Source organism: Polaromonas sp. P1_G1 (assembly GCF_056405595.1).
The window spans coordinates 1-20,946 of the sequence record NZ_JBFUBU010000003.1 but is presented as its reverse complement, the minus strand read 5'-3'; the positions used below and the strand labels follow the sequence as shown (position 1 = coordinate 20,946).

Annotated in this window: 20 protein-coding genes and 1 riboswitch; of the genes, 14 read left to right on the top strand and 6 right to left on the bottom strand. The window is 64.0% G+C overall.

Annotated features, from left to right (window positions below; all coding sequences use genetic code 11):
• Nucleotides 1-95: 95 nt before the first annotated feature.
• Nucleotides 96-671 carry a TetR/AcrR family transcriptional regulator gene (locus AC1D1Y_RS01810; protein WP_477680845.1) on the bottom strand — a complete coding sequence of 192 codons (576 nt, stop codon included), beginning with the start codon at nt 669-671 and terminating at the stop codon, nt 96-98.
• Between the two features lie 112 nt (nt 672-783).
• Here AC1D1Y_RS01810 and AC1D1Y_RS01805 point away from each other — a divergent pair, with 112 nt between their 5' ends.
• Nucleotides 784-2,034 carry an MFS transporter gene (locus tag AC1D1Y_RS01805; RefSeq protein WP_477680844.1) on the top strand — a complete coding sequence of 417 codons (1,251 nt, stop codon included), beginning with the start codon at nt 784-786 and terminating at the stop codon, nt 2,032-2,034.
• Here AC1D1Y_RS01805 and AC1D1Y_RS01800 read toward each other — a convergent pair.
• The gene (locus AC1D1Y_RS01800; protein WP_477680843.1) at nt 2,031-2,825 is read right to left on the bottom strand and encodes an HAD family hydrolase; all 795 of its coding nucleotides are present in this window, start codon (nt 2,823-2,825) and stop codon (nt 2,031-2,033) included. The two genes, AC1D1Y_RS01805 and AC1D1Y_RS01800, sit on opposite strands and share 4 nt — an antisense overlap.
• Nucleotides 2,826-3,002: 177 nt before the next feature.
• A riboswitch (S-adenosyl-L-homocysteine riboswitch) is annotated at nt 3,003-3,075 on the top strand.
• 103 nt (nt 3,076-3,178) lie between these two features.
• Here AC1D1Y_RS01800 and ahcY point away from each other — a divergent pair.
• From ahcY to AC1D1Y_RS01780, 4 genes are all read left to right on the top strand, one after another.
• Nucleotides 3,179-4,609: an adenosylhomocysteinase gene (ahcY, locus tag AC1D1Y_RS01795; protein ID WP_477655002.1), complete on the top strand. Its 1,431-nt coding sequence runs from the start codon at nt 3,179-3,181 to the stop codon at nt 4,607-4,609.
• 158 nt (nt 4,610-4,767) lie between these two features.
• Nucleotides 4,768-5,778: a TlyA family RNA methyltransferase gene (locus AC1D1Y_RS01790; protein ID WP_477680842.1), complete on the top strand. Its 1,011-nt coding sequence runs from the start codon at nt 4,768-4,770 to the stop codon at nt 5,776-5,778.
• A 10-nt stretch (nt 5,779-5,788) separates the two neighbouring features.
• Nucleotides 5,789-6,622 carry a methylenetetrahydrofolate reductase [NAD(P)H] gene (gene metF, locus AC1D1Y_RS01785; protein WP_477655000.1) on the top strand — a complete coding sequence of 278 codons (834 nt, stop codon included), beginning with the start codon at nt 5,789-5,791 and terminating at the stop codon, nt 6,620-6,622.
• 14 nt (nt 6,623-6,636) lie between these two features.
• Nucleotides 6,637-7,248, top strand: coding sequence for a septal ring lytic transglycosylase RlpA family protein (locus AC1D1Y_RS01780; protein WP_477680841.1), 612 nt, complete (start codon nt 6,637-6,639; stop codon nt 7,246-7,248).
• Between the two features lie 35 nt (nt 7,249-7,283).
• Here AC1D1Y_RS01780 and AC1D1Y_RS01775 read toward each other — a convergent pair whose 3' ends face one another.
• The gene (locus tag AC1D1Y_RS01775; protein ID WP_477654998.1) at nt 7,284-7,754 is read right to left on the bottom strand and encodes a cupin domain-containing protein; all 471 of its coding nucleotides are present in this window, start codon (nt 7,752-7,754) and stop codon (nt 7,284-7,286) included.
• Nucleotides 7,755-7,958: 204 nt separating this feature from the next.
• Between AC1D1Y_RS01775 and AC1D1Y_RS01770 the strand changes: the two genes are divergently transcribed.
• Genes AC1D1Y_RS01770 through AC1D1Y_RS01760 form a run of 3 tightly spaced genes read left to right on the top strand, consistent with a single transcriptional unit; the run spans nt 7,959 to nt 11,060 of the window.
• Nucleotides 7,959-8,615, top strand: a complete 657-nt coding sequence (locus AC1D1Y_RS01770; protein ID WP_477680840.1) for a GbsR/MarR family transcriptional regulator — start codon at nt 7,959-7,961, stop codon at nt 8,613-8,615.
• 2 nt (nt 8,616-8,617) lie between these two features.
• Nucleotides 8,618-10,036 carry a cytochrome ubiquinol oxidase subunit I gene (locus AC1D1Y_RS01765; protein WP_477680839.1) on the top strand — a complete coding sequence of 473 codons (1,419 nt, stop codon included), beginning with the start codon at nt 8,618-8,620 and terminating at the stop codon, nt 10,034-10,036.
• Complete coding sequence (locus AC1D1Y_RS01760) at nt 10,029-11,060, top strand: cytochrome d ubiquinol oxidase subunit II (RefSeq protein WP_477654995.1); 1,032 nt, start codon at nt 10,029-10,031, stop codon at nt 11,058-11,060. The genes AC1D1Y_RS01765 and AC1D1Y_RS01760 overlap by 8 nt, the downstream gene beginning before the upstream one ends.
• A 2-nt stretch (nt 11,061-11,062) precedes the next feature.
• Here the strand turns inward: AC1D1Y_RS01760 and AC1D1Y_RS01755 are convergent, their stop codons facing one another.
• The 3 genes from AC1D1Y_RS01755 to AC1D1Y_RS01745 form a co-directional block, all read right to left on the bottom strand.
• Nucleotides 11,063-13,135 carry a protein kinase domain-containing protein gene (locus AC1D1Y_RS01755; protein WP_477680838.1) on the bottom strand — a complete coding sequence of 691 codons (2,073 nt, stop codon included), beginning with the start codon at nt 13,133-13,135 and terminating at the stop codon, nt 11,063-11,065.
• Complete coding sequence (locus AC1D1Y_RS01750; protein ID WP_477680837.1) at nt 13,132-15,132, bottom strand: sensor histidine kinase; 2,001 nt, start codon at nt 15,130-15,132, stop codon at nt 13,132-13,134. Before AC1D1Y_RS01750 ends, AC1D1Y_RS01755 begins: the two co-directional genes overlap by 4 nt.
• Before the next feature lie 171 nt (nt 15,133-15,303).
• Nucleotides 15,304-16,290, bottom strand: a complete 987-nt coding sequence (locus AC1D1Y_RS01745; protein WP_477680836.1) for a 23S rRNA (adenine(2030)-N(6))-methyltransferase RlmJ — start codon at nt 16,288-16,290, stop codon at nt 15,304-15,306.
• Between the two features lie 207 nt (nt 16,291-16,497).
• Between AC1D1Y_RS01745 and rplM the strand changes: the two genes are divergently transcribed.
• The 6 genes from rplM to mdtD all read left to right on the top strand — a co-directional run bounded on the left by rplM (nt 16,498) and on the right by mdtD (nt 20,759).
• Nucleotides 16,498-16,926 (top strand): 50S ribosomal protein L13, encoded by a 429-nt coding sequence (gene rplM / locus AC1D1Y_RS01740; RefSeq protein WP_007867557.1) that lies wholly within the window; start codon nt 16,498-16,500, stop codon nt 16,924-16,926.
• 10 nt (nt 16,927-16,936) lie between these two features.
• On the top strand, nt 16,937-17,329 hold the full coding sequence (gene rpsI / locus AC1D1Y_RS01735) for a 30S ribosomal protein S9 (protein ID WP_007867568.1): 393 nt from the start codon (nt 16,937-16,939) through the stop codon (nt 17,327-17,329).
• A gap of 190 nt (nt 17,330-17,519) precedes the next feature.
• Nucleotides 17,520-18,227 (top strand): DUF6776 family protein, encoded by a 708-nt coding sequence (locus AC1D1Y_RS01730; protein ID WP_477680835.1) that lies wholly within the window; start codon nt 17,520-17,522, stop codon nt 18,225-18,227.
• Between the two features lie 58 nt (nt 18,228-18,285).
• A complete protein-coding gene (locus tag AC1D1Y_RS01725; protein ID WP_436156070.1) occupies nt 18,286-18,687 on the top strand; it encodes a bactofilin family protein in 402 nt (133 codons plus the stop codon).
• A gap of 168 nt (nt 18,688-18,855) precedes the next feature.
• Entirely contained in the window at nt 18,856-19,221 is a 366-nt protein-coding gene (gene erpA, locus AC1D1Y_RS01720) for an iron-sulfur cluster insertion protein ErpA (RefSeq protein ID WP_122955163.1), read from the top strand.
• A gap of 116 nt (nt 19,222-19,337) precedes the next feature.
• On the top strand, nt 19,338-20,759 hold the full coding sequence (mdtD, locus tag AC1D1Y_RS01715; protein WP_477680834.1) for a multidrug transporter subunit MdtD: 1,422 nt from the start codon (nt 19,338-19,340) through the stop codon (nt 20,757-20,759).
• Nucleotides 20,760-20,946: the final 187 nt, after the last annotated feature.

The window sequence follows — 20,946 nt, the reverse complement described above, 5'->3', positions numbered from 1 at the left end:
ATCGGGGCTCACTGCGTGTAGCCTCTTTTCCCCTTGCAGGGGACGAGGCTAGCGGCCCGGCGAAGCCGGTTCCGCGGCCTCTGCTTGCTTTTCGTTTATTTACTGACGGGGTTGGCCAACACGAACAGCTCGTCGGCGAGCTGGTCGGCCAGGGCGGGTTCTACGCCGGCGCCAAAAATCAGCCGGTAAATGATGGGGGCCATCATGTGATCCAGCACCTGCTGCACCGTGGGGGTGGTCTCGCCGCGGGCCTGGGCGCGCTTGACCAGCACGGTGGCTTCGTTGCGGCGGTTTTTCAGGCAATTGGTTTCTTCCGAGCCGGCCAGCGCGGCGGCCGCCTTCAGCATCGAGGCATTGCCCGGCTTGTTGAGGTGGGTGATAAGTTCCCTGGCCCAGGCCGCGAGTTCGGCTTTCAGGTCGCCCGTCTCTGGCAGGGGACGGTTCGGGTCCAGCCGCTGCGTGGCGGTTTCGCCCAGCAGGCCGTTCACGTCGCCCCAGCGCCGGTAAATGCTGGAGGCGCTGACGCCGGCGCGCTCGGCCACGGCCGGCACGGTGACCTTGTCGCGGCCTTCCTGGGCAATCAGTTCTTCGAGCGCCTTGCGCACCACGGCCTGGACCTGGGCGCTGCGGCCACCGGGGCGTTTGGCCTGGTTGGTGAGAGGGGTGTTCATGGGCTGAGTTTATCTTAAAGCAACGATGTTTGCGTTAATTTAAAAGTCGGCGTAGAATTCACAAACGCAAACAAATTTGCTTTAAGAGTTTCAAGAAAGTTGAGCGTTTCCCATGACCGCACCCGCCCCCTCTGTGCAAGCCCCATCTTCCGCCACGGGCGCCCGCTGGCAACTGCCACCCGCCGCCGCTTTCCCGCTGCTGGCCGTCCTGCTGTTCGCGTTCTTCGTGGCGGGCAGCGCGCCTTCGCCGCTGTTTGTCGTGTTCCAGCAGCAGTGGGGCTTTTCGCCGGCATTGTTGACGGTGGCGTTCGCGATCTACGCGATCGCGCTGCTGGCCTCCTTGCTGGTGGCCGGCTCGCTGTCTGACCACATAGGCCGGCGCCCCGTGGTGTTTACCGCCTTGTTGCTGCAGGCCGGCGCGATGCTGACCTTTCTGCTGGCTGAGAGCATCAACGGCATCATCGCGGCGCGTGTCGTGCAGGGTATCGCGACCGGCATGGTCAGCGGCGCGCTGACGGCGGCGGTGGTGGAAGCGGCCCCTGCCGCGCAAAAACGCCTGGGCGCGATGATAGGCAGCGTCTCGCCGCTGGCGGGCCTGGCCGTGGGTGCTCTGCTGACCGGCATCGCCGTGCAGTTCGCGCTGCACCCGGTGCCGCTGGTGTTCGGCGTGCTGGCCGCCATTTGTATTACGGGTGCGGTGGCGACGCTGTTCCTGCCCGAAAGTGCGACGCCGCGCCCCGGTGCGCTGGCTTCGCTGGTACCGCGTATTTCGATACCCGTGCAGGCGCGCGCCGAGTTTGTGCGCGGCGTGCCGACGATGCTGGCCGTCTGGTCCTTCGCGGGCCTCTACCTCTCATTGGTGCCTTCGATGCTGCAGCAGATCTTCGGCATCCACAACGGCATCGTCAACGGGCTGGCCATTTCGACTTTTTTCGGCCTGGGCGCCGTGTCGCCGACTTTGCTCCGCCGCCTGTCGCCCGTGCGCATGAGCGCCCTGGGCATGGCTTTGCTGGCCGTGGGCGCCGGCGGGGTGGCCGTGTCGCTGGCCACGCATTCGGTGGCGCTGTTTTTCGCGGGCACGGCCTTGGCCGGTTTCGGCGGCGGCTCGGCTTTCTCGGCCCAGGTCCAGACATTGGCCCCGCTGGCACAGCCGCAGCAACGCGCCGAACTGTTCGCCGCGCTGTACGCCACCAGCTACCTGGCGTTCAGCGTGCCCGCCATGCTGGCCGGCCGGCTGATCGCGCCGCTGGGCCTGCCGGCCACGGCCGAGGGCTATGCGGGCCTGGTGCTGGCCGTGGCCGCGCTGGGCGCCTGGCTGCGCTGGACTTCGCTGCGCCGCGCGGGCGCGCCAGCCGCTAACTAATCCAGCAGGGCTCGGGCTACTTCGGTGAAGCCTGCGCCGCGCTCGCCGCGCGTCACATAGCGCGGCAGGTGCGCCAGCTGCGGCACAAAACGCGCGATGTTGGCCACACCGACGCTGTTGGCAAAGGTCTTGAACATCAGCTGGTCGTTGGTGGAGTCGCCCACATAAACCCATTGATCCAGTTCGGCATCCAGGTCGCGCTGCCAGAGCTGGCGAACAATCCAGCGCGCGCCTTCGAGCTTGTTGTGGCTGCCGTACCAGCCGTTGATGTGGATGCTGCTCACCGTGGCATGCATGCCCTCGCTTTTCATGAGCGCCACGACGGCGGCGATCTGCGCGTCGCTGAGTTGCGTGAATTCGCTGTGGTCGATGGCAATGTCGGTCTCGCGGCCCGGTGAATCGGTGGCGCGTTGCACGCCCGGCAGTTCGCGTTCTATGCGCGCCAGCACGGCCTGCATGCGGCTGAAGTTGGCGCTGCGTGTGGCCGCATCCTGCTGGTAGATTTTGGCCAGCGGCCGAGGCGTGGCGCTTGCCGCATCGGGCAGCAGGGCCACCGCGCCGTTCTCCGCCACGATGGCATCGACGGGCCAGCGCGCCGCGAAGGGTTCGCTCCAGCCGACCGGGCGGCCGGTGATGGCCACGATCTTGAACCCGGCGGCTTTCAGTTCACCCAAAGCTTCCAGCGCATCGGGGGTGATCTCGCCCTCGGTGGTCAGTGTGTCGTCGATATCGGTGAAGACGCCTGTAATGCGGCGGCGCTCTGTAACAGGCCAGCGGGAAAATTCTTGCATGGTGAAATTTTCGCACGGCTCTTGCTCGCGGCTTTCAAAGGCTGAGCGGGCCCCGGGGCGGTAATTCCGTTTTCCATTCGAAGCGAGAGTAGGCGCGCCGCCGCAGACAGTGCTACAGCACGGCAAGGCGGTGCAACGACCTATCGCTTTGAATTGGAAATGGAATTACAATCGTGGCTTCCTGAGGAGCGTTGCAAGCCACACCACGTGGACCAGGCTCAGGACTTCATTGCAACCACGCTCACCCGCATGTGCTCTCTCAAGCCGGGTGAATGACTGAATTCCCCCTTTCTTGAAGCCGCATGCCCGTGGCGATTTTGCCCAGTTACTACGTCTGATTATTGGAGAACCGTATGAGCGCCGTCCTGAAACCTTCCACCGACCACATCATTGCCGACATCTCGCTTGCCGCCTGGGGCCGCAAGGAACTGAACATCGCCCAGACCGAGATGCCCGGCCTGATGGCCATCCGCGAAGAGTTCGCGAAGGCGCAGCCGCTGAAGGGCGCGCGCATCACCGGTTCCCTGCACATGACGATCCAGACCGGCGTGCTGATCGAAACCCTGCAGGCCCTGGGCGCCGACGTGCGCTGGGCTTCGTGCAACATCTTCTCGACGCAGGACCACGCCGCCGCCGCGATCGCCGCCGCCGGCACGCCGGTGTTCGCCATCAAGGGCGAAACCCTGGCCGACTACTGGGACTACACCCACCGCATCTTTGAATTCAGCGGCGCCAAAGGCACGCCTGAAGAAGGCCCCAACATGATCCTGGACGACGGCGGCGACGCGACGCTGCTGATGCACCTGGGCACCAAGGCCGAGAAAGACGCGAGCCTGATCTCCAAGCCGACCAGCGAAGAAGAGATCTGCCTGTTCAACTCAATCAAGGCCAAGCTCGCGCAAGACCCGACCTGGTACAGCCGCCGCCTGAAGAACATCATCGGCGTGACCGAAGAAACCACCACGGGCGTGCTGCGCCTCAATGAAATGTCGGCCAAGGGCACGCTGGCCCTGCGCGCCATCAACGTCAACGACTCGGTGACCAAGTCCAAGTTCGACAACCTCTACGGCTGCCGCGAATCCCTGGTCGACGCGATCAAGCGCGCCACCGACGTGATGGTGGCCGGCAAGGTCGCCCTGGTGGCCGGCTACGGCGACGTGGGCAAGGGTTCGGCCCAGGCCCTGCGCGCACTGAGCGCACAAGTGTGGGTGACCGAGATCGACCCGATCAACGCCTTGCAGGCCGCAATGGAAGGCTACAAGGTCGTGACCATGGAATACGCCGCCGACAAGGCCGACATTTTTGTGTCCGCCACCGGCAACAAGAACGTGATCACCTACGACCACATGGCGAAGATGAAAGACCAGGCCATCGTCTGCAACATCGGCCATTTCGACAACGAAATCGACGTCGCCGCGCTCGAGAAATGCACCTGGGAAGAGATCAAGCCGCAAGTCGACCACGTGATCTTCCCCGACGGCAAGCGCATCATCCTGCTGGCCAAGGGCCGTCTCGTGAACCTCGGCTGCGGCACCGGCCACCCGAGCTTCGTGATGTCGTCCAGCTTCGCCAACCAGACGATCGCCCAGATCGAGCTGTTCACCAAGCAGGCCGACTATGAAGTGGGCAAGGTTTACGTGCTGCCCAAGCACCTCGACGAAAAGGTCGCGCGCCTGCACCTGAAGAAGGTCGGCGCGGTGCTGACCGAGCTGAGCGATGAGCAGGCGGCCTATATCGGTGTCAGCAAGGCCGGCCCGTACAAGGCCAACACCTACCGCTATTAATTAGTGGCGGCGGTATTCCTCCCTCTCCCCTGGGAGAGGGCAGGGGTGAGGGCCGACGGCGTTTATTTGCCCTCAAGGATTTTTTGAGGCCGCTGGCCCTCACCCCAACCCTCTCCCAAAGGGAGAGGGAGTAGAAGACGCCTATTCCATGGAGCTACATGCGCGCTGACCTCTTCCTCGTCGACCACGGCCATGCCGCCACCCGCTCGCAGGCCCAGCGCCTGATTGCATCGGGCGTGCAGTGGCGTGCGGAGGCGGAGGCGCCCTGGAAAAAAGTCGCCAAGAACGGCGACGAGATTCCGGAAGGCGCGGAGCTTCAGCTGCTGGACACCACGGAAGCCAAATACATTTCGCGCGGCGGGCTCAAGCTCGAAGGCACGCTCAAGGCCACGGGCCTGTCCGTGGCCGGCCTGCGCTGCCTGGACATCGGCCAGTCGACCGGCGGCTTCACCGACTGCCTGCTGCAGCACGGCGCCGTGCAGGTGGTGGGGGTGGACGTGGGCCACGGCCAGCTGCATGCCAGCCTGCGCGAAGACCCGCGCGTGGTCTGCATCGAAGGCGTCAATGCGCGTTCCATGACGGCCGCCGACCTGGTGGCCGGCCATGCGGGCGATAGCGGCGACATGGATTTTTCGGATGACTTCGATGCTGGCGACGAAGGCGACGAAACGCCGACCATCGAAGCCGACTTCGACTTCCTGACCGGCGACCTGTCCTTTATCTCGCTGACGCTGGTGCTGCCCGCGGTGGTGCGCCTGCTCAAGCCCGGCGGCGACCTGCTGATGCTGGTCAAGCCGCAATTTGAATTGCAGCCCGGCCAGATCGGCAAGGGTGGCATCGTGCGCGACCCTGCCCACTTCGAGTTCGTGGAAAAGCGTTTGCGTGATGCTTGCGCGGCGCTGGGGCTTGAAGTGAAAGCCTGGCTGGCCTCGCCGATTGAAGGCGGTGACGGCAACCGCGAATTTTTCATCCAGGCCGTCAAAGGCGATGAGGTCGCGGGTGAAGACCAGCCGCTGCCGGCCGCGCCGCAGCGCAAGGTCGCCAAGCGAGTGCCGCGCGCCGAAATGCGCGCCTCCCGCGCGCCGCACGAAGACTCCGAACTCGCGCATGCAGGCCAGCCCGGCCCCGCGCGCGGCAAACGGCGCGACAAAAAAACCGACAACGAGTGAGAGATACGTGATGAACCTGCCCCTCAGCTTTGAATTCTTCCCGCCCAAGACGCCCGAAGGCGCGGCGAAACTCCGCGTGGCGCGCCAGGCGCTGTATGCGCACAAGCCCGAGTTCTGCTCGGTCACCTTCGGCGCCGGTGGCTCCACGCAGGATGGCACCTTCGGCACCGTGAAGGAAATCCTCGACGAAGGCGTGGCCGCGGCCTGCCATTTCTCGTGCGTGGGCGCGACCAAGGCCACGGTGCGCGTACAACTGGCCACGCTGCGGGCCATGGGCGTCAAGCGCCTGGTGGCGCTGCGCGGCGACCTGCCCAGCGGCTACGGCGCCGGCGGCGAGTTCCATTACGCGAGCGACCTGGTGGCCTTTATCCGTGAGGAAACCGGCGACGCTTTCCACATCGAGGTGGCGGCCTACCCCGAGGTCCATCCCCAGGCCCGATCGGCCGACGCCGACCTGCAGGCCTTCGTCAAAAAGGTCAAGGCCGGTGCCGACTCGGCCATCACGCAGTATTTCTTCAATGCCGACGCCTACTTCCGCTTCGTCGACGACGCGCAGGCCCTGGGCGTGGACGTGCCTGTGGTGCCCGGCATCATGCCCATCATCAGTTCCACGCAGCTGATGCGCTTTTCCGACGCCTGCGGCGCCGAGATCCCGCGCTGGATACGCCTGCGCCTGCAGGGCTTTGGCGACGACACCGCGTCCATCAAGAGCTTCGGCCTGGACGTGATCACCGGCCTGTGCGAGCAGCTGTATGCCGCGGGCGTGCCCGGCATCCACTTCTACACGATGAACCAGGCCGCGGCGACGACCGAAATCATCGGGCGGCTGCAGCAACGGGCCTGAGCCCGGGCCACCCCATGCGCCAGGGTGTGATGCGTTTTGCCGGTGCCGCCGGCGCGGCAGCCTTGCTGGCGCTGCTGGCGGCTTGCACAACGGCGCCGGCCACATCCCCCGCTTCGCGCACGGCAACGCCCCGGCCCGCCGCGGCGCAGCAGCACGACGCGCCCGGCCAGGCCGTTGATGACGTAGCGGCGCCTGTCCCTCTCAGCGAACGGCCGCGCCCCGAACTGTTGGGTGGCGAAGTACCGCGCGAGTTCCAGCGCGGCACGGCTTCCTGGTACGGCCCGCGCTTCAACGGCCGGCGCACTGCCAGCGGCGAGCGCTTTGACATGCGCGAATTCACCGCCGCCCACCGCAGCTTGCCCTTCGGCACCCTGGTGCGCGTGCACAGCCTGGTCAACGGCCGCGACGTGGACGTGCGCATCACCGACCGCGGCCCCTATGCCGGCAACCGCATCATCGACCTGAGCCGCGCGGCGGCCGAGGAGCTGGGCATGCTGGGCCTGGGCTTCAAGGAAGTGGTGTTGCTGGTGCCGGAGTCCACCCCTGAGGTGGCGGTGACGCCGCCGGCCGCCAGGAAGCGCCCGCCTGTACGGCGGCGCCCCGCCGCGCCCCGCACTTCACGCTAAAACGCTGCTGGCTGCGGGCGCGCCCGCTCAGTTGCTCAATTCACGAAGGTCACGTCGTCTCTGGGCTGCGGCGGGATCTTGATGGCAAGCGCCTTGACGGGCCCGCTGGTCACCAGCGTACCGCCGTGTGCCGTGCCTTTGGGAATGATGATCAGCGTGCCCGGCTTGAACTCCTTGCGTTCGCCGCCCAGCCACATCGCGCCGCTGCCTTCGATGATGTACTGGATCTCGTCGGTTTTCGGGTGAATGTGTTTTGCCACGTTGCCGGATTGAATGCCGATGGTGGCGTTGTCGGTGATGACCAGTCCCCTGGCGTTCATTTCGGGGTTTGGGGTGGGGGGAATCTCGCTGTGCTTGAGCGCAGCAAGGTCAATCATCGCCGGCGCCAGGGGCACGGCTTGCGCATGCGCATCGGGCAAGGCGCGTTGGGCCAGCGGTGACAACGCGATTCCGGCCACAAAGGCCAGTGTGACGGCAAAGCCGAGGGCGGTGGTGGTGTGGCGCATGGAATCCTTTTTGAGGTGTTGTGGTTTGGGCGGGCCAGTATGACCATATTGCGCCCGGCTTGCTTGGCTGAATTCAATCCGCAATGTGCCCGGCGCATCCGACAGCCGCGCAGGGTCAATCAGCACTGACTGGCGCAAACTGTTTCAATTTATTAGAATTTCAGTAATTCCTGAAAATTCAATAAACCAAAGAGGCCCGGCGCCATGAACCTGCCCCCCTTAACCCAGCGTTTTGTCCTGCATTTCGGTGAAATGGGCAGCCGCTGGGGCATCAACCGCACCGTGGGGCAGATTTATGCCCTTTTATATGTGTCGCCGCGCGCCCTCAATGCCGACGAAATCGGCGAGGCGCTGGCGTTCTCGCGTTCCAACGTCAGCATGGGGCTCAAGGAGCTTCAGTCCTGGAACCTGGTGCGCTTGCAGCACCTGCCCAATGACAGGCGCGAGTATTTCCAGGCGCCTGAAGACGTCTGGGCCATCTTCCGCACGCTGGCCGAAGAGCGCCGCAAGCGGGAGATCGACCCGACGCTGTCCATGCTGCGCGATGCGCTGATGGAGCACCCCTCGCATGCGGACGACATTCACGCCCAGGCGCGCATGAAGCAGATGCACGACCTGATCGAGCTCATGACGGGCTGGCTGGCCGACGTGCAGAAAATGGATTCGGCGACCCTGATGAGCCTCATGAAGATGGGCGCCAAGGTGCAGAAGCTGCTGGAGATGAAGGACAAGGTCGCCAGCACCATGAAGGCCGGTTTGACAGGCCGCGCGCCATCCACCACAGTGGCGGCTCAGCCTTCCGAAGCGCCCGCATCACCCGCAGCGCTGCCTGCCAACCTTCCCGATGACACCAGGAGTTGACGATGGACGGACTTGACGCATTCCTGTTGGCCCGCATCCAGTTCGCGGCCAACATCACCTTCCACATCCTGTTCCCGACCATCAGCATCTCGCTGGGCTGGGTGCTGCTGTACTTCAAGCTACGCTTCGTCAAAAGCCAGGACCAATTCTGGATGGACGCCTACCAGTTCTGGGTGAAGATTTTCGCGCTGACCTTCGCGCTGGGCGTGGTCAGCGGCATCACCATGAGCTTCCAGTTCGGCACCAACTGGCCGGGCTATATGCAGAAGGTCGGCAACATCGCCGGCCCGTTGCTGGCCTATGAGGTGCTGACGGCTTTCTTCCTGGAGGCCACCATGCTGGGCGTGATGCTGTTCGCGCGCGAACGCGTCAGCGAGACCATGCACACCGTGGCCACCCTGCTGGTGGCGGGCGGCACCACGCTGTCGGCCTTCTGGATCCTGGCGCTCAACTCCTGGATGCAGACGCCCGCCGGGTTTGAAATGATCAACGGCCAGGCGCATGTGACGAGCTGGGTTGAAGTCATCTTCAACCCCTCCTTCCCGTACCGGCTCACGCACATGCTGCTGGCTTCCGGACTCACGGTGGCCTTTCTGGTGGCCGGAATTTCGGCCTACCGCTGGCTGCGCAACGACCGCGGGGCCGAAGTGATGGCCGGCCTGAAGACCGGTATCTACATGGCCGCGATGTTGATTCCGCTGCAGATTGTCGCGGGCGACCAGCACGGCCTCAACACGCTGGAGCACCAGCCGGCCAAGCTGGCGGCGATGGAGGGCATCTGGAAAACCGAAAAAGGCGTGCCCGCGATTCTGTTCGCCTTGCCGGACGAAAAGGCCAAGGCCAACCGCTATGAAATCGCGATCCCCAAGCTGGCCTCGCTCTACCTCACGCACTCGATGGACGGCGAGGTCAAGGGCCTGGACCAGTTCGAGGGCAAGCACCCGCCCGTGGCGCCGGTGTTCTGGGCCTTCCGCATCATGGTCGGTGTGGGCGTGCTGATGCTGCTGGTCAGCTGGGCCAGCGTGCTGCAGCTGGCACCGTGGAAGAAAGACCCGGCGCGCACCTTGACGGTGTGGCATGCCCGCCTGCTGGTGGCCATGACTTTCGCGGGCTGGATCGCGCTGGTCGCCGGCTGGTACGTGACCGAAATCGGCCGGCAACCCTGGCTGGTGACTGGTGTGCTGACGGCGGCCGACGCGGCCTCGAAGGTACCGGCGCCGCGCATCGCGCTGACTTTGTCGCTGTATCTCGCGCTGTACGCGGTGCTGCTGGCGTCTTATGTGTCGGTGGTCTTCTACCTCGCGCGGCACAGAAAGCATGCGGACAAGCCTTTCGGTGATGACGACAACACCGCGGGCGAAACCGAAAAAGAACTCAACGTCGTGAACTATCCCGAAAAGGAAGGAGCATCCCATGCTTGATCTTGCCCCCGACCTGACGCAAGCCGCCGGCTGGATGCCGATCGTTTTCCTGGTGGTGATGGGGCTGGCGATGCTGGCCTATGTGATCCTGGACGGTTACGACCTCGGCGTGGGCGTGCTGATGCGCCGAGCCAGCGACGAGGACAAGGACACCATGATCGCCAGCATMGGCCCGTTYTGGGATGCSAACGARACCTGGCTGGTGCTGGGCGTTGGCATCCTGCTCACGGTGTTTCCGCTGGCGCACGGCGTGATCCTGGGCGCGCTCTACCTGCCGGTGGCTTTCATGCTGATAGGCCTGACCTTGCGCGGCGTGGCCTTCGACTTCCGGGTGAAGGCGCGCGCCAGCCACAAGCCGCTGTGGAACCGCATGTTCTACACCGGCTCGCTGCTGGCGAGCTGGTCACAGGGCTATATGCTGGGCTCGCTGGTCACCGGTTTTGCCAGCAACTGGTGGACCATCGTGTTCAACGCGGTGATCGGCCTGTCCCTGGTGGCGGCCTACTGCCTGATGGGCGCGGGCTGGCTCATCATCAAGTCCGAGGGCGAGCTGCAACTGCGCGCGGTGCGCTGGGCGCGTGCCAGCCTGTGGTTCACCATGGCCGGGGTGGCTGCGATCTCCATTGCCACGCCGCTGGTCAGCCACAGTATTTTTAACAAGTGGTTCTCCTTTCCCAACATCGTGCTGCTGCTGCCGATCCCGGCCGCCACGCTGGTGCTGTTCGGTGTGATCTTCCGCAGCCTGCAGCGCCTGCCGGTGCGGCTGGCGCAGGGCAATGAATACGGCGCCTGGGTGCCCTTCGGCGCGACGGTAGGTGTGTTCATGCTGGCCTTCTACGGCCTGGCCTACAGCCTGTTTCCCTGGCTGGTGATCGACAGCCTGGACATCTGGAAAGCCGCCGCCGCGCCCGAAGCCATGGGCGTGATCCTGGCCGGGGCGGCGGTGGTGCTGCCGATGATCATCGGCTACACGGTCTTTGCGTATCGTGTGTTTTGGGGCAAGAGCACTGCCCTCAAATACTAGCGCTACAAACTGATTTCTGGCGCGGGCGCCACGGCTTCCAGTTCCAGCAAAAACGCCTCGGCCGATTCATAGCGCTGCTCGGGCCTTTTGGCCATCAGCTTGTTGACGATGCCTTGCAGGTCCGCATGCGGGGCCGGCAATGCGGGGGTCTCGGCGTTCAGGTGCTTGGCCAGCAGAAGCTCAAGTGACTCGGCGATGTAAGGCCTGCGATGGGCCAGCATCTCGAACAGCATCACGCCCAGGCTGTAGAGGTCGGACAGCGCCGTCACCTTGCGGCCGGTGGCTTGCTCGGGGCTCATGTAATAGGGCGTGCCGACCACATCGCCGTGGTGAGTCTGCGTCAGGCCCATGTTCTGCGATTGCAGCATGGACTTGGCGATGCCGAAGTCGGCCAGCGCCACGCTGCCGTCGGCGCGCAGCATGACGTTTTCGGGTTTGATGTCGCGGTGCACGATGCCGTGCGCGTGGATGGCCGACAGGGCCTGGGCGATTTCGCGCGCGACCATCAGCGCCTGCGGCCGCGCCAGGCTGGGACCGAACAGGCCGCGCAGGTCGCCGCGCTCGAAGTACTCCATCGCGATGTAGGCATGCTCGTCGGTGAAGCCCTGGTCATAGATCTTGATGACGTGCGGATGGTCTATCTTGCACAGCAGGGCGTATTCCTGGATGAAGCGCACCAGGTGTTCGGAGGCTTCCTTGCCGCGCGAGTCCAGCACCTTGAGCACGATGGGCAGGCCGTCGGACTCGCGCTCGCTGAGGTAGACCTCGGTCATGCCGCCCGCGCCTATCTTGCGCGTGATGCGGTAGCCCTTGAGCCGCACCGGCTCGGTGCTGGCGTCGAAGCGCAGATCCTTGAGGGCCGAGAGCTTGGAGTCCAGCGCGCCCTTGACGGCGCGCGCGGTGATGTCGGAATTGGCGCGCACCGCGTCGCTGATCTCCTTGGCGCGCTCGGTCAGGCTGGCCATGCCGTGGATCTTGTCCTCCATGGTGGTGACCAGGCCGATCACTTCCACCACGTCGATGGCGAGGTTCTTGCCCGGCACCACCAGCGAGGTGTGGACGCCGGTCTGTATGCCGGTGCCGGCCAGGCCCAGGGCCTCTTCGCTGGCCATGACCGTCCAGCCCATTTCCTCGGACGCGCTTTCCAGTCGCGCGGCCAGGGTCACGGTTTCGCCGACGGGGGTGACTTCCTTGTTCTGCTGCGTGCCGAGCTGGCACAGCGTGACGGCGCCGCTGTGGATTCCCACGCCCATGGCAAAGGGCGGCAGCGCGCGCGCGCTGAAGCGTTCATCCAGCCAGTCGCGGAATTCATGCGTGGCCAGCGCCATGGCCAGGGCGGCGGAAATCGCCCGGCGCGGAGCCGGCAGCGGCGAGCCCGTCATGGTGTCCGAAAACACCGCCATCAGGCCGTCGCCGATGAACTTGATGTGGCGGCCGCTGTTCTTCAGCACGGGTTCGGAGACGCGTTCGAAGTATTCGGTGAGCAATTGCGAAACTTCGGCGGCGCTGAGTTTTTCGGCGATGGACGTGAAATTGCGGATGCTGGCAACCAGCACCGTGGCGCTGGAAATTTCTTCGGTCTGCGCCGTGGCGGGAATGTCCACGGGGACCGAGTCGGGCCGGTCGCCGCTGATGCGGTTGGAGAAGGCCGCGCGCAGGCGCTGTTCGCCGGCGGCCACTTCCGAATCAATGGCTTCGCGCACCCGCGCTTTTTTCTTGAGCTGGGCATTGACGGCGTCCAGCAGCTCGGCACGGCTGAAGGGCTTGGACAGGTAGTCGTCGGCGCCGGAAGTCATGCCGCGGCGCATGCTGTCGCGATCGTCCAGCGCCGTGAGCAGCATGAAGGGGGTGTTGGCCATGTCGCGGTCGGCGCGCAGGGTGGCCAGCAGCTCGAAGCCGTTCATGCCGGGCATGCCGACGTCGGAGATGATCAGGTCCGGCTTGCTGGCGCGGGCCAGCGCCAGGCCTTGCACGCCGTCGGATGCGGCGGCGGTCTCAAAACCCTCGAGCTTGAGCAGGCGCACGATGTTGCTGCGGATGGCGTCGTCGTCTTCAACGATCAGAATCAGTGTCATGTTTGTCCCCGGGAGATGGGCAGGCTGACCGTGAACCGGGTGCCTGCGCCTGGCGTGCTCGCCACTTCGATTTTGCCGTGGTGCAGGTCGACGGCGTGTTTCACGATGGCCAGGCCCAGGCCCGAGCCCTGGCGGTTGCCGACGTTGGAGCCGCGGTGAAAGCTCTCGAACAGCCGCGGCAGGTCGGCGGTCGGGATGCCAATGCCTTCGTCGCTGACCTGCAGGACCAGCTCGTCCTTGCCGCCGCCCAGCGTCAGCACCACCACGCTGCCCGGGGCGGAATACTTGCAGGCGTTGGTCAACAGGTTGCTGGTGATGTGGCGTATCAGCCGCTCATCGAGCATGACCAGCTGCGAAAAAGCGTCGTGGCCGACCGGCGCCTCGAACTCGATGGCATGCTGGCCGGCGTCGCTGGTGTGCACCTCGGKCACGAGTTTGCGGCACAGCGCCGCGATGTCCACCGGCCGCAGGTTGAGCCTGAGCTTGCCGGCATCGGCCTGGCCGACGGTCAGCATGTCTTCGAGCATGCCCTGCATGCGCTTCACCGCGACCACCAGGTCGGCCATGATGTCCTGGCGCTCGCGATGCGTGATTTTTTCGCCGTAGTGCTCTATCAGTTCGGCCGAGGACAGAATGGTTGCCAGCGGCGTGCGGAATTCGTGCGAAGCCATGGAGACAAAGCGAGTCTTGAGCTCGCCCAGTTCGCGCTCACGCACCAAAGCGCGCCGGGTTTCCTCGTCGGCTTCCTTGCGGCGCGTGATGTCCACGTAGGTCCAGACCGAGCCGTCCTCGGGCCGGCTGCGGTCCAGCGCCGAGCCGTCCAGCTGCACCCAGATCAGTTCGCCGTTCTTGCGGCGCATGCGGGCTTCGGCCGAGAACAGGCCGGTCTGCGTGATCTGCGCGTAGGCCAGCGCGCCCAGGCGCTCGAACTCTTCGTCGTCGGGATAGTGCACCCGGGTTTCCTGGCCCAGCAGCTCGGCCGGGCTGTAGCCCAGCATGGCGGCCAGCGTGCGGTTCAGCCACTGGTGGCGCCGCGCCTTCAGGAAGGTCACGCCGACGGCGGTGGTCTCCAGGATGGCCTCGCGCTGCACCAGCGCGCTCTTGAGTTCCTGGTCGAGCCGGCGGCGTTCGCTGATGTCGGACATGAGCACCAGCAGGGCCGGCTCGCCGTCCCATTCGATGCGCGTGCCGTAGATGCTGGCCCAGCCGGTGCGCAGCGATTGCGCCATGGCTTCGCGCGGCGGCGTGATGAAACGGGCCTCATAGGCGCTGACCATGGTGCCCGACTGCATGAGTTCGCGGCGCTGCTGCACGATGGGCCGGTCGTCGGGATGTATCAGGTGCAGCGAAGGCAGGCCGATGAGCGCGCAGCCGAACAGCTCCTGCGCGCTGGCATTGGCAAAACGGACGATGCCTTTTTGCACCACGAGGATGGTGTCGTTGACGTTTTCCACGACCGCCCGGTAGCGCTCGGCGGCGGACTGGGTCAGGGCCTCCAGCCTTTTGCGTTCGGTGACGTCCTTCAGGAAAAACAGGTCCGCGGGTGCGCCCTCCCAGTCCACCAGCACGCCGTTGATTTCCACCCAGGAAACCGTGCCGTCGTCGCGCTGGAATCGCGCTTCAAAGGCTGGGACGACATTGCCGGCGGCGCGCAACTGGTGCTTGCCGGAGACAAACTCGCGATCGTCCGGATGGATGAACTCGATCATGAGCCGGTCGGCCATGGTGCCGGCCTGCGTACCCAGCAAGGCCAGGCAGGGCGGATTGGCGAAACGGAGCAGGCCGCCCTGGCCCACGCAGATGTTCTCGGTCGCCAGGTCGACCATGGTCTGGTAGCGCGCCAGCGAGGCGCCCAGCTCGCGCGTGCGCAGCGCGACCTGCCGCGCGATTTCGGCTTCCATGGATTCCTCGTCCGCCGAAGCCGCGTAGTCAACGCCCGAGCCGCTGCCGGGTGTGCCGGGCAGGGCAGGGGAGGTCGGATGTGCCTGAACGGGCATGAGGGTCGTAAAAACGCCGGTGAAAGATCAGAAGAGTGGGGGCTGCGGGTGCGGGAAAGGTGACAGGCAACCTTGCCACAACTCACCGCGGCGGTAAAGACAGGAAAACATGCGCGCGCGGCGCTGCAAACCCGCTAGCCTCGGCGCCGCAAGGCGCTTGCCCCGTGCGCTTCAGCCGCCGTGTTCGAGCGTGAAGCCCGCGTTTCGGTCCTGGCCCAGCAACGCCACCATCTGCGGCAGGGCCGCTTGCAGCTCCGCTTTGAGCGTGTGGGGCGGGTTGATGACGAACATGCCGCTTGCGGGAAGCCCGGGGCGAATCACTTCGCCGCTTGTATCTGTCGTTAACTTGCTCGATTTCACCGTTAAAGCCGCATTCAGCCAGCTGCGACCGCTTTTGACGGCCAGGGTTTTGAGTTTTCGTGGTAAATCGTGCGCTTCGGGGCGCGGAATGATGGGGTACCAGACCACATAGGTGCCAGTGGCAAAACGCTTGAGGGCGTCGGCCATGCAGGTGGCCACGCGGCCGTAGTCGCTCTTCATTTCGTAGCTGGGATCGCAGAGCACCATGGCCCGTCGGGCCGGCGGGGGCAAAAAGGTTTTGAGCGCTTCAAAGCCGTCTTCGCGGGCAACCGCCACCTGGCGGCCTACGCCCAGCTGCTCGATGTTGCCGGAAAGCGACTTGAAATCGGTGGGGTGCAACTCGAACAGCTTGAGCTTGTCGCGCCCGCTCAGGAATTGCTGCTCGATGAAGGGCGAGCCCGGGTAAATCTTGAGGTGGGCGAGGTCGCCGGTTTCGGCGAACTGCGGGTTCAGGCCGCGCAGCAGGTCAATGTAGTCCTGCAGCGCCGGCGCCCAGGCCGGGGCAGCGGCGGGTTTGGCCGCGCCGGCTGCTGCGGTTTTGCTAGCAGCCGGCGCTTTTTTGGCGGGGGCTGCAGCCACTTTGGGCTCGGACAGCAGGCGAAAAATGCCTTCTTGGGCCTCGCCGCTGGTTTCGGTGTAATCACCGTCCAGCCGGTACAGGCCCGCGCCGGCGTGCGTGTCGATCACGGTCAGCGCCGTGTCTTTCTGGGTCAGGTACTTCATCAACGCGATCAGCGTGGTGTGCTTGAGCACGTCGGCGTGGTTGCCTGCGTGGAAGGCGTGGCGATAGGAAAACATGGGCCTATCCTACCTTCTTGCCGGGGGGAAATGCCTTAAAAGCAGCCGAATATTGACGCAAGTCCTTGATTTTTCATATAATCGTTGGCTCTGCAGCGCCTAGTGGTTCCGCGGCAGAGGCTAAACAATACTGCCTAAGAGGTTCTCATCAGAAGAACACCGACCGCAGAAAAGAACCCGACAAACCATTTTTTCGAAAGAAAACTCATGAAAACGTTCAGCGCAAAACCCGCTGACGTGACGCACGAGTGGTTTGTGATTGACGCGACCGACAAGGTCCTCGGACGAGTAGCCAGCGAAGTTGCTCTCCGTTTGCGCGGCAAACACAAGGCCATTTATACGCCTCACGTCGATACCGGTGACTTCATCGTCATCATCAACGCAGCCCAGCTGCGCGTCACCGGCGCCAAGTCGACCGACAAGATCTACTATCGCCATTCCGGATATCCAGGCGGCATCACTGCCACCAACTTCCGCGACATGCAAGCCAAGCACCCCGGCCGCGCTTTGGAAAAAGCCGTCAAGGGCATGCTGCCCAAGGGCCCGCTCGGCTACGCCATGATCAAGAAACTCAAGGTGTACGGTGGTGCAGAGCACCCGCATACCGCCCAACAGCCCAAAGTGCTGGACATCTAAGGAGCTATTGATGATTGGTGAATGGAACAATGGCACCGGCCGTCGCAAATCCAGCGTCGCCCGTGTGTTTATCAAAAAAGGCACCGGCAAGATCACGATCAATGACCGTGACATCCAGGTGTTCTTCGGTCGTGAAACCTCGATCATGATCTGCCGCCAACCCCTGTTTCTGACGAACCACGTCGAGACGTTTGACATCATGGTCAACGTCCACGGCGGCGGCGAGTCCGGCCAGGCCGGCGCGGTGCGCCACGGTATCACCCGTGCGCTGATCGATTACGACGCAACGCTGAAGCCGGCCCTGAGCCARGCTGGCTTYGTGACMCGCGATGCRCGTGAAGTCGAACGTAAAAAAGTCGGTTTCCGTTCTGCTCGCCGTCGCAAGCAGTTCAGCAAGCGCTAAATCCGCTTTGCTCCCCAAAAAAGCCGCCTGGTGCAAGCCTGGCGGCTTTTTTCATGGGCCGTCCGTCCGGCAAACCCGGATGCAAACCCTTACTGTGGCTTTACCGGTATTGTGGGGATTAATACCCTTTCTGGGCCTCGTCTGCGTGCACAATGCACGCTCCCCGAACCGAAAACAGCAGGGCCCTTTTTTGAAATTTCGCCTGTTTCGCCGTCGCCTGACCATCAGTTCCCCGCGCATGTCGGTGCGCAGCTCGCTCCCTTGGCCCTTGCGCTGGATCGCCGGCGCCCTGATGCTCGGCTTTTCCGGTGCCATCGCCTTGTGGGCCTTCGAGTTCGGCAAGGGCATCACCGGCACGGACACGGGCAGCAAGGAAGAACTGGTGCTGCTGCGGCAGGAATTGGCCAGCCTGCGCTCGGATCGCGACAAGGCGCAGTCCATCGCCAACACCTCAGGCAGCCTGTTGACCGCCGAAAAAGCCGCCCAGGAAAAAATGATGAGCCAGATCCGGCAGCTGGAAGCGGACAACCGAAGCCTGCGCGACGACCTGGGCTTTTTTGAAAAGCTGCTGCCGGCCGGTAGCGCCGAAGTGGCAACCATACGCAGCCTGCAGGCCGAAAGGCTGTCTGACACCCAGCTCAAGTGGCAGGTGCTGGTCATCCAGGCTGAAAAGGCCGCCCCGAATTTCAACGGAAAACTCGACCTGACCGTCCACGGAACCCAGGCCGGCAAGCCCTGGAGCATGACTTTGCCCGGAGGGCCGCAAACTTTACAGTTCAAACAGTACCGGCGTGTGGAGGGTGTCCTCGACTTGCCCCCCCAAGCCGTGGTACAAAGTGTTACAGCTAAGGTCATTGAGGGAACAGCGGTCAGATCTTCCCAGACCTTCAAGCTTTGAATGAATTTCCCCCAGCCATCCCGCCCATTGCACACCGACCCAGCACAGGAATTTTTGTATGTTTGGAAAAAAGAAACAGCCGCCCATCAAAAGCCTGATTGCCCAGGGCAGCTGTATTGAAGGCAACCTGAAGTTCACCGACGGCCTGCGCATAGACGGCGAGGTCATAGGCGACATCCGGGCCGCCGAAGGCAGCTCCAGCATCCTGGTGATCAGCGAGTCCGCCACCGTGACCGGCTATATCCACGCCGACCACGTCATCATCAACGGCCGCGTCATGGGGCCCGTGCATGCTTCCGAGCTGCTCGAGCTGCAGCCCAAGGCGAAGATCGAGGGCGACGTGTCCTACAAAGCGCTTGAAATGCACCAGGGCGCCGTCATCTTTGGACAGTTGCGTCCCACCACGCATCCGGAGCTGGAAGAAAAGCCCACGCTCAAGCTGGCGGCCAACAATATCTAAGCCTGCCGGGTGGATTTTGAGAGTAAGCGCTCACAAATAGATGGCTGCGCCTAACACGCATGGGCGTTATGGTTGATTGAATTGCTGTACTATTTGCCTATCAGTGCCGCCATAGCCTGCAGCCCCGAATCGCGGACGATGTTCGCTTGATGATGTATTGGAGTTCCCATGAGTGCCGTTGCCGAAAATATCCAGACCGAAATGCCCGCGCCTTTTGTCTTCACCGACAGCGCCGCCTCCAAGGTGGCTGAGCTGATCGCCGAAGAAGGCAATCCCGACCTGAAGCTGCGCGTGTTCGTCCAGGGCGGCGGCTGCTCCGGCTTCCAGTATGGTTTCACCTTTGATGAAATCACCAACGAAGACGACACCACCATGACCAAGAACGGCGTGTCCCTGCTGATCGACGCCATGAGCTACCAGTACCTGGTGGGCGCCGAGATCGACTACAAGGACGACCTTGAAGGCGCCCAGTTCGTCATCAAGAACCCTAACGCCACCAGCACCTGCGGCTGCGGTTCCAGCTTCTCGGCCTGAGGCGAATCCCGCACCCCGCTCAAAAAGCCGCCCTCGAGGCGGCTTTTTGCTGTCTGGTCCAATCTTTCATCTGTTCAATGCGCTGAACCAAGTTCGCCCTTTTTCATCTCTCATCCATGCAGGCAGAAGAAAAATCATTGCGTGTGCTGCTCTGGCTGGTGGCCATCGGCTTCTTCATGCAGACCCTGGACGCCACCATCGTCAACACCACCCTGCCGGCCATGGCCCGCAGTTTCGGCGAAAGCCCTTTGCGCATGCAGTCGGTGGTGGTGGCCTATTCCCTCACCATGGCCATGCTGATTCCCGCCTCCGGCTGGATCGCCGACCGCTTCGGCACGCGGCGCGTGTATGTGGGCGCGATCTCCTTGTTCGTCGTCGGCTCGATTGCCTGCGCGCTGTCCGGCAATTTGATGCAGCTGGTGGCGGCGCGCGTGGTGCAGGGCATGGGCGGGGCGCTGCTGCTGCCGGTGGGCCGGCTCGCCGTACTGCGTGCCTTTCCGCGCGAGCGTTTTTTGCAGGCCATGAGTTTCATCGCCATTCCCGGCCTGATCGGCCCGCTGATAGGCCCCACCCTGGGCGGCTGGCTGGTCGAGGTGGCCACCTGGCACTGGGTCTTCCTCATCAACATTCCGGTGGGGCTGCTGGGCGGGGTGGCGACGGTGTTCTATATGCAGGACAACCCGCGGATGCAGGTGCCGCGCTTTGACCTGCCGGGTTATCTGTTCCTGGCCTTCGGCATGGTGGCCGTCTCGCTCGCGGTGGACGGACTGTCGGGCCTGGGCCTGAAGCAGGCCAGCGTGCTGGTGCTGCTGGTGTTCGGCATGGCCAGCCTCACCGCCTACTGGCTACATGCGGCCAGGCGGCCCGACCCTCTGTTTTCACCCAAGCTGTTTTCGATTCCCACGCTCAGCATAGGCCTGCTCGGCAACCTGTTCTCGCGCCTGGGCAGCTCCTGCATGCCCTTCCTGGTGCCCTTGCTGTTGCAGGTCAGCCTGGACTATTCGCCGCTGCAGGCCGGCATGATGATGGTGCCGGTCGCCGTGGCCAGCATGCTGGTCAAGCGCGTCACCACGCCGTTGATCACGCGCTACGGCTACCGCCGGGTGCTGGTGACCAATACCGCGTTGGTGGGTTTCACCATGGCCAGTTTCGCGCTCGTCACGCCGGCCCAGCCGCTGTGGCTGCACATCCTGCAACTGGCCTGCTTCGGCGCGGTCAATTCCATGCAGTTCACCGCGATGAACACCGTCACCCTGCGCGACCTCGACAGCAGCATGGCCAGCAGCGGCAACAGCCTGCTGTCCATGGTCCAGATGCTGGCCATGAGCATGGGCGTGGCCGCCGCCGGCGCGGTGCTGGCCGCCTTCACGGGTTTCTTCGGCGCCGCCGAAGCGGTGCAGACGCTGCACTCCTTCCAGGCGACGTTTGCCGCGATGGGGTTGATCACGCTGGCCTCGGCGGGGATCTTCTGGCAGCTCTCGCCGGAGGTGAGGGTGGTGAAGAAGGCTGAGGTTACTGAGGCTTCAGGGCAAGGATAGGTTTTGCTTGTTCCGACGGCGGGTCCCTTCCTTAGGCCTGCTGGCCGGGGGTAGCCCGGCGGCTACTCACTTTTCTTTTGCTTCGCCAAAAGAAAAGTAAGCAAAAGAAAAGGCGACCCTGGTTGCTGCGTCCCTGCGCTTCGCTGCGGGCAACCTGCGGTGCTCGGTCCAGACGGGGTCTCGCTAA

Coding starts and splice junctions, on each gene's coding strand:
- AC1D1Y_RS01810 (WP_477680845.1), bottom strand. CDS start 671: ATGAACACCCCTCTCACCAACCAGGCCAAACGCCCCGGTGGCCGCAGC.
- AC1D1Y_RS01805 (WP_477680844.1), top strand. CDS start 784: ATGACCGCACCCGCCCCCTCTGTGCAAGCCCCATCTTCCGCCACGGGC.
- AC1D1Y_RS01800 (WP_477680843.1), bottom strand. CDS start 2,825: ATGCAAGAATTTTCCCGCTGGCCTGTTACAGAGCGCCGCCGCATTACA.
- ahcY (WP_477655002.1), top strand. CDS start 3,179: ATGAGCGCCGTCCTGAAACCTTCCACCGACCACATCATTGCCGACATC.
- AC1D1Y_RS01790 (WP_477680842.1), top strand. CDS start 4,768: ATGCGCGCTGACCTCTTCCTCGTCGACCACGGCCATGCCGCCACCCGC.
- metF (WP_477655000.1), top strand. CDS start 5,789: ATGAACCTGCCCCTCAGCTTTGAATTCTTCCCGCCCAAGACGCCCGAA.
- AC1D1Y_RS01780 (WP_477680841.1), top strand. CDS start 6,637: ATGCGCCAGGGTGTGATGCGTTTTGCCGGTGCCGCCGGCGCGGCAGCC.
- AC1D1Y_RS01775 (WP_477654998.1), bottom strand. CDS start 7,754: ATGCGCCACACCACCACCGCCCTCGGCTTTGCCGTCACACTGGCCTTT.
- AC1D1Y_RS01770 (WP_477680840.1), top strand. CDS start 7,959: ATGAACCTGCCCCCCTTAACCCAGCGTTTTGTCCTGCATTTCGGTGAA.
- AC1D1Y_RS01765 (WP_477680839.1), top strand. CDS start 8,618: ATGGACGGACTTGACGCATTCCTGTTGGCCCGCATCCAGTTCGCGGCC.
- AC1D1Y_RS01755 (WP_477680838.1), bottom strand. CDS start 13,135: ATGACACTGATTCTGATCGTTGAAGACGACGACGCCATCCGCAGCAAC.
- AC1D1Y_RS01745 (WP_477680836.1), bottom strand. CDS start 16,290: ATGTTTTCCTATCGCCACGCCTTCCACGCAGGCAACCACGCCGACGTG.
- rplM (WP_007867557.1), top strand. CDS start 16,498: ATGAAAACGTTCAGCGCAAAACCCGCTGACGTGACGCACGAGTGGTTT.
- AC1D1Y_RS01725 (WP_436156070.1), top strand. CDS start 18,286: ATGTTTGGAAAAAAGAAACAGCCGCCCATCAAAAGCCTGATTGCCCAG.
- erpA (WP_122955163.1), top strand. CDS start 18,856: ATGAGTGCCGTTGCCGAAAATATCCAGACCGAAATGCCCGCGCCTTTT.
- mdtD (WP_477680834.1), top strand. CDS start 19,338: ATGCAGGCAGAAGAAAAATCATTGCGTGTGCTGCTCTGGCTGGTGGCC.